Here is a 13,236-nt window from a genome sequence, read left to right as displayed (position 1 = left end):
CTCGGTTTTCTCCCTCACCTGGGGGTGAGGGCTCTGTAATTACTTCGCTTTCGCCAGATACTGCGCCATCTCCGCTTCTGGCACCATGCCACCGCCGGTTGCCCAGACGATATGCGTCGCGTTTTGCAGCTGTTCAGCGGTGAAACCGTGCATCTGATGGTAAGCCGTATCCGCACTGACGTGCAGCGGGCCAGGCATTCCAGCTAATGCTGAAGGCTCAAGACGAATACTTTCTTCATCTGCCAGCCAGCCAAGCAGCCGGTACATCGTGTGATCTTCAAGAGTATAGAAACCGTCGAGCAAGCGCTGCATTGCGCGCCCAACAAAACCGGATGCACGCCCCACCGCCAGGCCATCAGCCGCAGTCATATTATCAATACCTAAATCCTGCACGGAAATCGTGTCATGCAGGCCGGTGTAAACGCCCAGCAGCATGCATGGCGAGTGAGTCGGCTCGGCAAAAATGCAGTGAACGTGATCGCCGAACGCCATTTTCAGGCCAAATGCTACGCCGCCAGGGCCGCCGCCTACACCGCACGGCAGATAAACAAACAGCGGATGCTGTTCATCCACAACGCGTCCGAGCTGCGCGAACTGGTCTTTCAAGCGCTGGCCAGCAACCGAATAGCCGAGGAATAATGTGCGGGAGTTTTCGTCGTCGATAAAGAAACAATTCGGGTCGGATTCAGCGGCTTTACGACCTTGTTCAACGGCGACACCGTAATCTTCTTCGTACTCCACAACCGTCACGCCGTGGCTGCGCAGTTTGGCTTTCTTCCAGGCGCGGGCGTCGGCAGACATATGCACGGTGACGTTAAAACCAATGCGCGCGCTCATGATGCCGATGGATAACCCCAGGTTGCCGGTTGAACCCACGGCAATGCTGTATTTGCTGAAAAATTCTTTAAATTCAGCCGTCAATAGCTTGCTGTAATCGTCTTCGGTGGTCAGCAACCCGGCTGCAATCGCCAGTTTTTCGGCGTGAGTCAGAACTTCATAAATCCCGCCACGCGCTTTGATCGAACCTGAAATCGGCAGATGACTGTCTTTTTTGAGCCACATCTGGCCGCCAATCACCTGCTTAAACTCTTTCTCCAGGCGTTTTTGCATCGCCGGAATCGCCACCATTTCTGATTCGATAATCCCGTTGGTGGCGGCTGTTTCTGGAAACGCCTGCGCCAGATAAGGTGCGAAACGCGTCAGACGGGCGTGCGCATCCTGAATATCTTCAGCCGTCAGACCCACGTAAGGTAAGCCTTCGGCAAGCGTGGTGGTTTGCGGGTTAAACCAGCGTGTTTCTTGCAGCGCAACCAAATCGCGAACCAGGGGAAACTGTTGAATCAATGTGTTTATTTCAGCGTTTTTCATAAGACAATCTCTTTGCGCTTAAATGATAAAGGAAAGCAGGAACGTTGCGCCCAGTGCCAACACAGAGGCGATAAAAGTCGCCGTTGTATAGTATTTGAATGTTTCGTTGAGTGTCGCGCCGCAATACTGTTTCACCAGCCAGAACAGCGAATCAGTCACGATGGTGCAACCAATCGCGCCGGCACCGATAGCAATGGTGATAATCTCCGGGCTAACGTTGGGATAAAGCGGCAGCATCGGGGCGACAATCGCGGTAGCTCCCATCATGGCGACCGTTGCCGAGCCGACAGCCGCATGCAGAATTAGCGCGACCAGCCAGGCCAGCAAAATCGGGTGCATATGCAAATTCGACAGCAATACCGCCAGTGAATCAGCCAGGCCACTGGTTTTCAGAATCGCGTTAAATGCTCCACCCGCACCGATAATCAGCAAAATATTGGCAATAGAAGCAAAGCCATTTTCGGTATGCGTCAGGAGTTTGCTCATCCCGATATGCTGGCGGATCCCAAGCACGTAATAGGCGACAAACACCGCAATAAACATGGCGGTAATCGGGTTGCCGATAAACTCCAGCAGCGTATACAACGTACCGCTTTTCGCCATATTCAGCTCGGCGATGGTTTTCACCAGCATCAGGCCAATCGGCAGCAATATCGTAAACAGCGTTGCGCCTAATGAAGGGAGCGTTTCTTCGTTACGAACTTTCAGGTCGGAAAATTCAGCGGGCACCGGTTTAAATGGCAGGCGATTGCCGACGATTTTCAGGAACAGCGGCCCGCCGACTAACGATGCGGTTAAACCGACCAGTAAACCGTACACAATCACCGTGCCGACATCTGCGCCCAATTTGTTGGTGACAAACATGGCTGCCGGATGTGGTGGAACCACGCAATGCACTGCCATTAACGCTGTGCACAATGGAATAGCCAGTTTTAGCAAAGAGGTGTTGGTCTTTTTGGCGATTGAAAACGCCAGTGGAATCAGCAACACCACGCCTACTTCCACGAACAGCGTGATGCCGCAAATCAGCCCGACCAAAACCATGATCACGTCAGCCGATAACCATCGGCAGCGCTGGAGCGCGAGGCCAATGCGTTCCGCGCCGCCTGACACTTCCATCATTTTGCCCAGAATCGTACCCAGGCCAATCACTGCCGCGAGGAACCCGAGAGTGCTGCCGATCCCGCTTTCAATAGCATTCACCATATCCAGCGGGCTCATGCCCATCATGGTGCCGACAAAGAAACTGGCCAGCAGCAAAGCGAGGAATGGGTGAAACTTCAGTTTTACGATGGTTAAAACAATTAAAATGATGCTACTCAGTAGCGTGCCCACAACCCAAATCTGAGATTCCATACCTCACCTCGTTCTGCGATTTATCTGCCGCTATTGGATAAAAATTGCGCCAGGCTGACAAACGATATAAATGGCATTTCACATGAGCTGAATTGAGGCAAAAGAGTGATTCAGGTCGAAAATAGGGGGGTAATTTGATTTTGGTTCGATTTTTCACATCTTAAAACGAAGTTTTCGAGGGCATATTTTACAATGCCGCCATGATTTATCTCTCAGGAAAGCTCAATGGATCCGATTCGTGAAGTCAGAAACCGTCTGCTTAACGGCTGGCAGCTATCAAAACTCTATACTTTTGAAGTGGCTGCCCGGCACCAGTCATTCGCGCTGGCGGCAGAAGAACTTTCGTTAAGTTCCAGTGCGGTCAGTCACCGTATAAACCAGCTTGAGCAGGAGTTAGGGATTCAATTATTTGTGCGTTCGCACCGCAAAGTTGAACTGACTCATGAAGGGAAACGCGTTTTCTGGGCGCTAAAATCGTCGCTTGATACGCTTAACCAGGAAATTCTGGATATCAAAAACCAGGAGCTTTCGGGCCTGCTGACGATTTATTCGCGCCCTTCCATTGCCCAGTGCTGGCTGGTTCCGCTGCTGGGGGATTTTACCCGGCGCTATCCTTCGATTTCCCTGACCATTCTGACCGGCAACGACAACGTGAATTTGCAGCGCGCAGGCGTTGACCTCGCACTCTATTTTGACGACGCCCCCTCTTCGCAGTTATCCCACCATTTCCTGATGGACGAAGCCATTTTGCCCGTGTGCAGCCCGGAATATGCACAACGTTTTGAATTACACAATAAGCCTGCGCATCTGCGAAATTGCACGTTATTGCATGACCGCCAGGCATGGAGCAATGACTCCGGCACTGACGAATGGCACAGTTGGGCGCAACATTTTTCCGTTGATTTACCACCTTCTTCTGGCATTGGTTTTGACCGCTCAGACTTAGCGGTGATCGCCGCTGTGAACCAGGTGGGTGTGGCAATGGGGCGAAAAAGGCTGGTGCAAAAACGTATCGACAAGGGCGAGCTGGTGGCCCCATTTGGAGAAGTGACCCTGAAATGCCATCAGAATTACTACGCCACCACACTTCCTGGGCGGCAGTGGCCTAAAATTGAAGCGTTTATTCAGTGGATGCAGTCACAAGTTTGATTTTGTTGTTGCCGCGCTCCGTCAAATTATGTATTTTTATGCAAATTAAATGCATAAATAATTCATCAGGAGCGTCACATGTTAAGGATGTTTGCCAAGTCAGTTCTTTTAGCCGGGTGCATGGTTTCCACCGTTCTCACTTCCGCCTACGCCGCGCAGCAGACTTATGTGGTCGGCTCTGGCGGCACTTACCGTCCATTTGAATTTGAAAACAGCCAGAAGCAACTGGAAGGCTTCGATATCGACATCATCAAGGCCATCGCGAAAGCGGAAGGCTTTGATATCAAACTGGTTAACACGCCGTGGGAAGGTATTTTCGCCACCCTGAATTCTGGCGATCGCGACATTATTATTTCCGGCATCACCATCACCGACAAGCGTAAAGCGATGGTCGATTTCTCCGCGCCTTACTTCCCGGCAGAGCAATCCATCGTGGTGCCGAATGACTCGAAAGTGGATTCTGTTAACGCGCTCAAAGGAAAGAAAGTTGGCGTGGTGAACTCCAGTGCGGGTGACACCGTGGTTTCCGACACGCTGGGTAAAAACAGCACCGACATCAAACGTTTTGATAACACGCCATTGATGCTGCAAGAGCTGGCTGAAGACGGTATCGACGCGGCTGTTGGTGACGTTGGCGTGGTGAAGTACTACATCAAATCTCACCCGGAAAAAGCGCTGAAAGCCGTTAAAGACGACAAATTTGAACGCCAGTATTTCGGTATCGCGGTCGCAAAAGATAACCAGGAGCTGTTGGGTAAAATTAACTCCGGCCTGAAGAAAATCGTTGCCGATGGGACTTACGCAAAAATCTATTCCACGTGGTTTGATAGCAACGTTCCAACCCTCCCCGCTGAATAATTTCGTATGACTCGGGGCCGTTTCGGCCCCAACAAGGACAGGTATGACCGGATTTCGCTGGGAGATAATCTCAGAATACGCGCCGCTATTTATGCAAGGCGCGATCATGACCATCAAGTGCACCATCATCTGCGTTATTTTAGGCACCACCTGGGGCTTGTTGCTTGGGCTGGGGCGCATGGCGCACGCCGAAGATGGCCCGTGGAAACACGTGCTGCGTTACGCCGTGCAGTGGCCAGTGCGCGTTTATGTGAGCGCCTTCCGTGGCACACCACTGTTTGTGCAAATCATGGTGGTTCACTTCGCGCTGGTGCCGCTGTTTATCAACCCGCGTGACGGCATGTTAGTGACCAGCGGACTGATGTCGGTGGATTTCGCCCGCATGCTGCGCTCGGAATACGGCGCGTTTCTTTCGTGCGTGGTGGCGATTACGCTGAACGCGGGAGCTTACGTTTCGGAAATTTTCCGCGCCGGTATTCAGTCAATCGACAAAGGTCAGATGGAAGCGTCACGTGCGCTGGGAATGGGCTGGGGAAAAACGATGCGCAAAGTGATTTTGCCGCAGGCGTTCCGCCGCATCCTGCCGCCGTTGGGCAATAATGCTATCGCCATCGTGAAAGATTCTTCACTGGCTTCAGCGATTGGTCTGGCCGATCTGGCTTATGCAGCGCGTACTGTTTCTGGCGCTTATGCGACTTATTGGGAACCGTACCTGACAATTTCATTAGTTTATTGGGTGCTGACGTTCCTGCTTTCGCTGATGGTGCAACACATGGAAAAGAGGTTTGGCAAAAGTGATTCACGTTAAAGACTTGCAGAAACAGTTTGGTAAAACCCATGTGCTGCGCGGCATTTCATGTGATATCGCGCCGCAAGAAGTGGTGTGCGTCATTGGTCCGTCCGGTTCCGGGAAAAGTACTTTCCTGCGTTGTCTGAACGCGCTGGAAAAACCAGACGGCGGTGAAGTCGTGGTCAACGGTTACGCGGTTCATGACCCGAAAACCAACCTGAATACGCTGCGTTCTGGCGTCGGCATGGTATTCCAGCGTTTTAATCTGTTCCCGCATATGACGGTGCTGGAAAACCTGACAATGGCGCCGATCTCGCTTAAAGGTTTGTCGAAAGCCGAAGCCGTGTCACGTGCCGAAAAGCTGCTACAAAAGGTTGGATTGATAGACAAGATTTACGCCTGGCCGTCGAGCCTTTCCGGTGGGCAACAGCAGCGTGTGGCGATTGCGCGTGCACTGGCAATGGAGCCGTCGATCATTTTGTTTGATGAGCCAACTTCAGCACTCGACCCTGAACTGGTGGGCGAAGTGCTGGCGGTCATGAAACAGCTGGCGCTGGAAGGGATGACGATGGTTATCGTCACCCACGAAATGGGCTTTGCCCGTGAGGTTGCCGACCGCGTGGTGTTTATCGATCAGGGCGTGATTCAGGAGCAGGGGCCGCCGTCGCAACTGTTCAGCAACCCGACCAACCCGCGCACCAAAGAGTTCTTGAGTAAGGTGCTTTAATTTCGGGCATGGGGAAACTTACACCGTTTCCCCATGCTGCTGAAAACGATGCGCCAGCGGCAACCAGCAGAACAGAATCATCACGCCCATTGCGGTCATTAACATACCGAGGCTGAATTGCCCGGTTTGTGGCAGCAACGCTGAAAACCACGCCATTGCGCCTGATCCAATATTTTGCAGCCCGCCCACAAGCGCCCCTGCGGTGCCTGCCAGGAACGGAAATGGCTCCATTGCACCGCTGGTCGCCAGCGGGAATAACATCCCTGCGCCGAAGAAGAACAGCGCGGCTGGCACCAACAGCGTCCAGATATTCATCACGCCCAGCCAGCCTGGGATCCACATCAGGATGCCAGCAAACAGGCAGCTTAAAACCGCCTGCCACATCAGCGATGAAAAACGTGCGTTTTGTCGCCCGGCATACCAGGAGCCAAAAAAGGCAGCAGGAATCGGCAGAATGAACAGAATACTCACCACCACGCCGTTAAGCCCCAAAACACCGCCCATCAACACGCCAGAGCAGGCTTCAAATACCGCAACACCGGCAAGACCACCGACCAGCATCAGCAAATAACAATTAAATGAACCGCTGCCGAGCAGCGTTTTATAGCTCGCCATCAGCCGTTGCGGTTTTTCCTGAACTGGGCGCGTTTCTGGCAGCCAGCGCAGCATGCAGAACGCCACAATCATGCACAGCACCAGCAGGAAACCGTAGCAAGCGCGCCACCCCCACACGGAGTCAAGCATTCCGCCAATCACCGGAGCCATGAGTGGGCTAACCAGAATCCCCATATTCAACAAACTGTTAGCAGACCGAAGCGATGCACCTTCGTAGAGGTCACGCGGCATGGTTCGCGCCATCACGCCCGCAACGCCCGTCCCCATTCCCTGCAACGCACTGGCAATCACTAACGCGGTTAAATTTGTTGTAAACAGTGCCCACAGAGTGGCGAGGATGAAAATGCTCATGCCGGTGAGAATGACCGGGCGTCGGCCAATACGGTCAGAAATTGGCCCGTAGACAAGTTGTGATAAGCCATAGGTCAGCAAATAAGCCGCCATCACCTGCTGGATTGCGCCGCTGCGCACGCCGAAATCGCGAGCCATATCGGGAATTGAGGGGATATAAATGGTTTGCGTCATTTGTCCGACAGCAACCAACAGAATCAACATCATCAGAAGGTGAATATTGGCTAACTTTTTCATTTTCTCAGGTGTTATTTGGGGTGTAGATGCCAATTGTCAGTTTATAAAACTGACTGTGCCAAAAAATCGAGAGGAATCTACCACACAAAGGCCATGAAACCCTATGTCCTGACACCTTTTGAACCAGAGATAAAATGGCAGCCTGTAAAGCCTGAACGGCAATTTTTGTTGCCAGAAATGAGGGATGTGCCGCAGTGTGGTCTAAAGACGAGATATATCCTTGAAGTTAAAAATGATTATCAGGAGATACGCAGGGATGGATTTCGAAGCGAAGAAACAACGTGCGCTCAATTTACTTGCCAAAACAGGGATGTGGAAAAGCACTTATGCTCCACTCTATGTCAATTTGCTCTGGCGTTTTAATTTCAGGTGCCGGCCTCCTCATTTTGTGCCTTTTTACATGACTTTCCTGAACTTCAGCCTCTACTTTGGCGTGCTGTGGGGGGGAATTATGTGGTTTCTGCAATGGCGTCATGATGGAGATAGTGCTGAAGGTATATTGTTGAAAATACTGTCAGCGGGAGTGACGTTCGGTTTGATAATGACCATGTATTACGCCTTAAGTCGGTGGTATTACAGATTACCCGCCTGGGAAGATGTATAGCTTTTTTATAAAAAGGAGGCGGTTTCCCGCCTCCTTTTGGTGCGACTTGAAGGCCAGGAATTACTTAAAGTATTTCATGGCGCCTTCAAGCAGTTGCAGTAACGCAACCATGAGTTTCAGAAACAAAATAGCCAGTCCCATCAAGCCCATACGCTTTTTCTCCTGTAGTCAGGAGCACTTTCAGCCGACGAGCCTTTCCGCTGCCTGTAGCCAACTGAATTTGTTGAGGTTACTAGATGCGCTCCTCTGAGGTTAAGGCACTGACGGCACCACCCGTTTCAGCCAGGACTTGAATTGCGCGGCGGTTTGCGGCCTCAGAGCACATCACATTCAACACATTCAGTATATCTATTTTACTGTATAAATAAACAGTAAAAAGATGAAAATGCGAACAGCTTCGCAAGTGACATTTTTATTGATTGCTCACAATATCAGCAAGTATTTGCACCGCCGAAGGTTTCGTCGTATATTTTGGAGGTTGAAGTTACTAGGTGTGCGAAGCAGTAAAAGCACTAGCAGCAAAAACAAAAGACCTCGCCTCACCAGCGGGGTTTTTTGTTTTTATAAGATATGAAATTTACTTAGTTATAAAACCCTTGCGGAACCGACTGCCCGAAGCCATCGCCGCTGTCGGTGCTGTTATCACGTCGCCCGCGGGCTTCGAGTCTGTCAGCGCGCATTTGTTCGCTTATCTCTCTGCGCTGCTCCGTCGTTAAATTCTCACGGCCATAATAGTGATCCGGATATTGCGAGCGCATGATTAATGCCTCGTTGGTCTCGGTCGGGCTAAGGGTTTTATGCCCGTCATAGCCTGACGTATCAGTCGATGAGCAACCAATAATGGCGAGCGGGATAAGCAATATCAAAGCGTATTTATAAGCCATATCTCTTCCTGAACCAGCACAGAACAACGAGGTGGATTCATCATTATTACCCATCAAGGTATCAGTGTGTAACCGGGATGACAGATATTGCGTAGCGTATCACGGAGAGTCGAGCGGGGTTCACCCCGGCAAAAGCCGGAGTGAGAGGGGGATGTTTCGATTAAGACAGCGGGCTAAGCGTTATTTCTACGCGGCGGTTCTGCGCTTTGCCTTCAGCTGTGCTGTTGCTGGCGATTGGATTTGCCGGGCCAGCCCCTGTGGTACGCACACGGTTTGCGGCCACGCCTTGCGTGATAAGCGCGCTACCCACGCCATCTGCACGTTGCTGTGAGAGCTTCATATTCAGCTCCTGGCTGCCGGTGCTGTCGGTGTAACCCACAACGTTAACCGCAGTTTTTGGATACTCTTTCAGTACCATTGCCACGCCGGTTAAAGTATTTGCACCAGCTGGTTTCAGCGTCGCGCTGCTGCTATCAAAGGTCACATTATTTGGCATGTTCAGCACGATATTGTCGCCATTACGCGTCACACTTACGCCTGTTCCTTGCATTTTGTCGCGAAGTTTAGCTTCCTGCACATCCATGTAGTAACCCACGCCACCACCTAAAGCTGCACCCGCAGCGGCACCGATCAGTGCGCCTTTGCCGCGATCTTTCTTGGATGAGGAAAGTACGCCTACGCCTGCCCCAACCAGCGAGCCGATGCCTGCTCCAATACCTGATTTCCCTGCTTCACGTTCGCCGGTGTAAGGGTTGGTCGTACAACCAGAAACTGCTAACGTGCCGCAAACAATGGCGGCAATCATCATGACGCGTTTTTTCATCTCATTTCCTTTGTGAATTTAATAACTCAACCGCATGATCGGCGGCGGTTGATTATGCAGTGTGAATGTGTAGAAATTTCTATAGAGTCGTCTGAATTTGTAAACTAAATATTGAGTGGCCATCAGGCCGCCACCTGCCCACTACCTGCAACAAGGGGAGCCTGAATTGGCTAATACATTCTCATCAAACAAGAAAATCCTGACCGCCGCCCACTGGGGGCCGATGCTCGTCGAAACTGACGGGGAGCGCGTGCTCACATCCATCGGCGCACTGGAAACCGGCCACGAAAACTCATTGCAAAGCGCCGTTCCGGATCAGGTCCACAGCAAAGCCCGTGTGCAATTTCCCATGGCGCGAAAAGGTTTTCTTGCCTCGCCTGATGCCCCACAAGGTGTGCGTGGCGACGATGAATATGTGCGGATTAGCTGGGATGAGGCGCTGCACCTGATTCACCAGCAGCACCAACGTATTCGTGCCACTTATGGCGCAGCGTCTATTTTTGCGGGTTCTTACGGCTGGCGATCCAATGGCGTGTTCCATAAAGCGGCGACGCTATTGCAGCGCTATATGAGTCTTGCAGGTGGCTACACCGGGCATCTGGGGGACTATTCAACGGGCGCTGCGCAGGTAATCATGCCGTATGTGGTTGGCTCCAATGAAGTTTATCAGCAGCAAACCAGTTGGCCGTTAGTGCTTGAACATAGCGACGTGGTGGTGCTCTGGAGTGCTAATCCGCTCAACACGTTGAAGATTGCGTGGAACGCCAGTGACGAACAAGGCGTGAAGTTTTTCGAGCAACTGAAAAACAGCGGAAAAACGGTGATCGCCATTGACCCGATGCGCTCGGAAACGGTGGATTTCTTCGGCGAAAATGCCCAGTGGATTGCCCCCAATATGGGGACTGATGTGGCGCTGATGCTGGGTATCGCGCATACGCTGGTGAGACACGGCTGGCACGACACAGAGTTCCTGGCGCGTTGCACGCATGGCTACGACAAATTCGCTGCTTATCTGATGGGCGAATCAGACGGCCAACCGAAAACAGCCACCTGGGCGGCAGAAATTTGCGGCGTGCCTGCGAAAACTATCGAATATCTGGCGCAGTTGTTTAGTGAAAACCGCACCATGCTGATGTCCGGCTGGGGCATGCAGCGCCAGCAATACGGTGAGCAAAAACACTGGATGCTGGTGACGCTCGCGGCGATGCTCGGGCAGATTGGCACGCCTGGCGGCGGTTTTGGCCTGTCCTATCATTTTGCGAATGGCGGCAATCCAACGCGGCGCGCGGCGGTATTGGGATCTTTGCAGGGAACCGTGGCAAACGGAACCGATGCTGTAGAAAAAATCCCGGTGGCGCGAATAGTAGAAGCGCTGGAAAACCCTGGCGGCGAGTATCAGCACAATGGGCAACAGAAAACCTTCCCGGATATCCGCATGTTGTGGTGGGCTGGCGGCGGCAATTTCACCCATCACCAGGACACTAACCGCCTGATAAAAGCCTGGCAGAAACCGGAACTGGTGGTGATTTCCGAATGCTTCTGGACGGCGGCGGCAAAGCACGCCGATATTGTTCTACCGATCACCACATCGTTTGAACGCAATGATTTAACGATGACCGGCGATTACAGCAATCAGCATTTGGTGCCGATGAAGCAGGTCGTTGCCCCGCAGGGTGAAGCGCGTAATGATTTCGACGTTTTTGCGGCACTGAGCGCATTGTGGGAAGAGGGCGGCGAGGCGCGTTTCACCGAAAGTAAAACCGAGCTGCAATGGCTGGAAGAGTGCTATGAAATCGCCCGCAAACGCGGTGCGGCGCAGCAGGTAGAATTACCGGACTTTAAAACGTTCTGGGAAAGTAACCAGCTGATAGAAATGCCGGAAAGTGAAAAGAATGCCGGTTTTATTCGTTTTGCTGATTTCACGCGCGATCCGCAGGCGAATCCATTAAAAACGCCGAGCGGGAAAATCGAAATTTATTCTGAAAGAATCGCCAGTTTTGGTTATGCCGATTGCCCGCCGCATCCGACCTGGCTTGCTCCGGACGAATGGCAAGGCAATGCTGAAGCAGGCCAGCTTCAACTGCTTTCTTCTCACCCGGCGCACCGTCTGCATAGCCAGCTTAACTACGCAGCGTTGCGTGACAAATACGCCATCGCCGGGCGTGAGCCGTTAACGCTGCATCCGCAAGATGCCGCGGCGCGTGGTATTGCTGATGGCGATTTGGTGCGGGTCTGGAATGCCCGAGGGCAGGTGCTGGTGGGGGCGCTGGTGACGGACGGCATTAAACCTGGCGTCGTCTGTATACACGAAGGTGCCTGGCCGGATTTAGATGACCGGAAGCTATGTAAGAACGGAGCGGTTAACGTGCTGACGTTGGATATTCCGACGTCGCGGCTGGCAAATGGCTGTGCGGCGAACTCCTCGCTGGTATGGGCCGAAAAATATCTCGGCCCGGTGCCGGAGGTTACTGCGTTTTCTCCTCCTGCCAGCTCATAATCCACGTCGGGTGGCGCGTTTCATTTTGCCAGGCGCTTTCTTCAATGCGAAAGCCCTGGCGATGGTAAAAATGCACCGCCCGCTGATTCTTCTGGTAAACCTCGAGGCTCAGTGAGGGGTAAATCTCTTTGACGTGTTCCATCAACGACTGACCCATTCCCTTGCCAATAAAAGGTTCGCTGACAAACAGCGCGCCGATAAACAGTGAATCCAGCACGCTAATAAATCCCACCATTTTGTCCTGATGCTGATAAACCCAGGTTTCAGATTGCGGGATATATACGTTGCGCACGATGGACTCACTTTCGTGCCAGTAGTTTTCGCTAATAAAGGGATGAGCCTGAATAGTGCTGGCAAGCCAGATTTCAATCAGTTCATCCATTTCATCTGGCTGTAAGCGGCGAATCATTTGAGATTATCAGGATGGCAGAAGCAGGTGGTGACATGATCGTTAACCAATCCGCAAGCCTGCATAAACGAGTAGCAAATCGTCGAGCCGACAAACTTGAAACCGCGTTTTTTCAGTGCTTTTGACAGCGCGTCGGAAGCGGGGGTCATGGCTGGAATTTCACCCAGCGTTGCGGCTTTCGTCACTTGCGTCTGATTATCGACAAATGACCAGACGAACTCCGGGAATTTCTCGCCGTTGGCTTCCATCGCCAGGTACGCTTTTGCATTATTGATGATGGCTTCAATTTTCCCACGATGGCGAATAATTCCCGCGTCTTGTACTAATACATCGACATCTTCCGGTTGCAGTAATGCCACGGCCTGCGGGTCGAAATTCTTAAAGCACCGACGGTAGTTTTCACGCTTTTTCAACACGGTAATCCAGGACAAACCGGCCTGTTGCCCTTCAAGGCAAATCATCTCAAAAAGGTGTTGACCGTCTGTCACCGGCACGCCCCATTCCTTATCGTGGTACGCAATATAGAGCGGGTCCTGGGATACCCATCCACAACGCAACATATGTATCT

14 protein-coding genes are annotated in these 13,236 nt (G+C 52.1%); 6 read left to right on the top strand and 8 right to left on the bottom strand.

All coding sequences use genetic code 11. The features are described 5' to 3' along the window. Positions 1–39 precede the first annotated feature (39 nt). Together dsdA and dsdX are read right to left on the bottom strand one after the other, a co-directional pair. Positions 40–1,368, bottom strand: coding sequence for a D-serine ammonia-lyase (gene dsdA, locus M2371_RS15515; protein ID WP_259268106.1), 1,329 nt, complete (start codon positions 1,366–1,368; stop codon positions 40–42). A gap of 18 nt (positions 1,369–1,386) precedes the next feature. Then, on the bottom strand, positions 1,387–2,724 hold the full coding sequence (dsdX, locus tag M2371_RS15510) for a D-serine transporter DsdX (protein ID WP_259268105.1): 1,338 nt from the start codon (positions 2,722–2,724) through the stop codon (positions 1,387–1,389). A gap of 225 nt (positions 2,725–2,949) precedes the next feature. On the opposite strand from dsdX, the gene dsdC reads away from it, so the two are divergent. The 4 genes from dsdC to M2371_RS15490 all read left to right on the top strand — a co-directional run bounded on the left by dsdC (position 2,950) and on the right by M2371_RS15490 (position 6,248). Beyond that, complete coding sequence (gene dsdC / locus M2371_RS15505) at positions 2,950–3,873, top strand: DNA-binding transcriptional regulator DsdC (RefSeq protein ID WP_259268104.1); 924 nt, start codon at positions 2,950–2,952, stop codon at positions 3,871–3,873. Between the two features lie 120 nt (positions 3,874–3,993). Beyond that, positions 3,994–4,731 carry a basic amino acid ABC transporter substrate-binding protein gene (locus tag M2371_RS15500; protein WP_370511342.1) on the top strand — a complete coding sequence of 246 codons (738 nt, stop codon included), beginning with the start codon at positions 3,994–3,996 and terminating at the stop codon, positions 4,729–4,731. Positions 4,732–4,774: 43 nt separating this feature from the next. Continuing rightward, on the top strand, positions 4,775–5,539 hold the full coding sequence (locus M2371_RS15495) for an amino acid ABC transporter permease (RefSeq protein ID WP_034499738.1): 765 nt from the start codon (positions 4,775–4,777) through the stop codon (positions 5,537–5,539). Next, entirely contained in the window at positions 5,526–6,248 is a 723-nt protein-coding gene (locus M2371_RS15490; protein WP_259268140.1) for an amino acid ABC transporter ATP-binding protein, read from the top strand. The genes M2371_RS15495 and M2371_RS15490 overlap by 14 nt, the downstream gene beginning before the upstream one ends. Before the next feature lie 18 nt (positions 6,249–6,266). Here the strand turns inward: M2371_RS15490 and emrD are convergent, their stop codons facing one another. After that, positions 6,267–7,451 carry a multidrug efflux MFS transporter EmrD gene (gene emrD, locus M2371_RS15485; protein WP_115626837.1) on the bottom strand — a complete coding sequence of 395 codons (1,185 nt, stop codon included), beginning with the start codon at positions 7,449–7,451 and terminating at the stop codon, positions 6,267–6,269. Between the two features lie 256 nt (positions 7,452–7,707). Here emrD and M2371_RS15480 point away from each other — a divergent pair, with 256 nt between their 5' ends. After that, positions 7,708–8,055 carry a DUF6404 family protein gene (locus tag M2371_RS15480; RefSeq protein WP_064542125.1) on the top strand — a complete coding sequence of 116 codons (348 nt, stop codon included), beginning with the start codon at positions 7,708–7,710 and terminating at the stop codon, positions 8,053–8,055. A gap of 60 nt (positions 8,056–8,115) precedes the next feature. Here the strand turns inward: M2371_RS15480 and M2371_RS21635 are convergent, their stop codons facing one another. From M2371_RS21635 to M2371_RS15470, 3 genes are all read right to left on the bottom strand, one after another. Continuing rightward, positions 8,116–8,196 (bottom strand): hypothetical protein, encoded by an 81-nt coding sequence (locus M2371_RS21635; RefSeq protein WP_404979400.1) that lies wholly within the window; start codon positions 8,194–8,196, stop codon positions 8,116–8,118. Between the two features lie 440 nt (positions 8,197–8,636). Then, a complete protein-coding gene (locus tag M2371_RS15475; RefSeq protein ID WP_115626839.1) occupies positions 8,637–8,939 on the bottom strand; it encodes a hypothetical protein in 303 nt (100 codons plus the stop codon). Between the two features lie 160 nt (positions 8,940–9,099). Next, complete coding sequence (locus M2371_RS15470) at positions 9,100–9,762, bottom strand: OmpA family lipoprotein (protein ID WP_034499724.1); 663 nt, start codon at positions 9,760–9,762, stop codon at positions 9,100–9,102. Positions 9,763–9,928: 166 nt separating this feature from the next. On the opposite strand from M2371_RS15470, the gene M2371_RS15465 reads away from it, so the two are divergent. Next, positions 9,929–12,259: a molybdopterin guanine dinucleotide-containing S/N-oxide reductase gene (locus M2371_RS15465; protein WP_259268103.1), complete on the top strand. Its 2,331-nt coding sequence runs from the start codon at positions 9,929–9,931 to the stop codon at positions 12,257–12,259. On the opposite strand, the gene M2371_RS15460 is transcribed toward M2371_RS15465, so the two are convergent. Then, positions 12,228–12,668, bottom strand: a complete 441-nt coding sequence (locus M2371_RS15460; RefSeq protein WP_034499719.1) for an N-acetyltransferase — start codon at positions 12,666–12,668, stop codon at positions 12,228–12,230. The two genes, M2371_RS15465 and M2371_RS15460, sit on opposite strands and share 32 nt — an antisense overlap. Beyond that, the gene (gene tag, locus M2371_RS15455) at positions 12,665–13,228 is read right to left on the bottom strand and encodes a DNA-3-methyladenine glycosylase I (RefSeq protein ID WP_034499717.1); all 564 of its coding nucleotides are present in this window, start codon (positions 13,226–13,228) and stop codon (positions 12,665–12,667) included. The genes M2371_RS15460 and tag overlap by 4 nt, the downstream gene beginning before the upstream one ends. Positions 13,229–13,236 lie beyond the last annotated feature (8 nt).

This window comes from Buttiauxella sp. BIGb0471 (assembly GCF_024807715.1).
Lineage (GTDB): Bacteria > Pseudomonadota > Gammaproteobacteria > Enterobacterales > Enterobacteriaceae > Buttiauxella > Buttiauxella agrestis.
The sequence above is the reverse complement of the archived record's forward strand: the minus strand, read 5'-3'. Positions and strand labels throughout refer to the sequence as shown.

What these genes read in the sequence shown, in the direction of transcription:
- dsdA (WP_259268106.1), bottom strand. Translation starts at nt 1,368, where the DNA reads ATGAAAAACGCTGAAATAAACACATTGATTCAACAGTTTCCCCTGGTT.
- dsdX (WP_259268105.1), bottom strand. Translation starts at nt 2,724, where the DNA reads ATGGAATCTCAGATTTGGGTTGTGGGCACGCTACTGAGTAGCATCATT.
- dsdC (WP_259268104.1), top strand. Translation starts at nt 2,950, where the DNA reads ATGGATCCGATTCGTGAAGTCAGAAACCGTCTGCTTAACGGCTGGCAG.
- M2371_RS15500 (WP_370511342.1), top strand. Translation starts at nt 3,994, where the DNA reads ATGGTTTCCACCGTTCTCACTTCCGCCTACGCCGCGCAGCAGACTTAT.
- M2371_RS15495 (WP_034499738.1), top strand. Translation starts at nt 4,775, where the DNA reads ATGACCGGATTTCGCTGGGAGATAATCTCAGAATACGCGCCGCTATTT.
- emrD (WP_115626837.1), bottom strand. Translation starts at nt 7,451, where the DNA reads ATGAAAAAGTTAGCCAATATTCACCTTCTGATGATGTTGATTCTGTTG.
- M2371_RS15480 (WP_064542125.1), top strand. Translation starts at nt 7,708, where the DNA reads ATGGATTTCGAAGCGAAGAAACAACGTGCGCTCAATTTACTTGCCAAA.
- M2371_RS21635 (WP_404979400.1), bottom strand. Translation starts at nt 8,196, where the DNA reads ATGGGACTGGCTATTTTGTTTCTGAAACTCATGGTTGCGTTACTGCAA.
- M2371_RS15475 (WP_115626839.1), bottom strand. Translation starts at nt 8,939, where the DNA reads ATGGCTTATAAATACGCTTTGATATTGCTTATCCCGCTCGCCATTATT.
- M2371_RS15470 (WP_034499724.1), bottom strand. Translation starts at nt 9,762, where the DNA reads ATGAAAAAACGCGTCATGATGATTGCCGCCATTGTTTGCGGCACGTTA.
- M2371_RS15460 (WP_034499719.1), bottom strand. Translation starts at nt 12,668, where the DNA reads ATGATTCGCCGCTTACAGCCAGATGAAATGGATGAACTGATTGAAATC.
- tag (WP_034499717.1), bottom strand. Translation starts at nt 13,228, where the DNA reads ATGTTGCGTTGTGGATGGGTATCCCAGGACCCGCTCTATATTGCGTAC.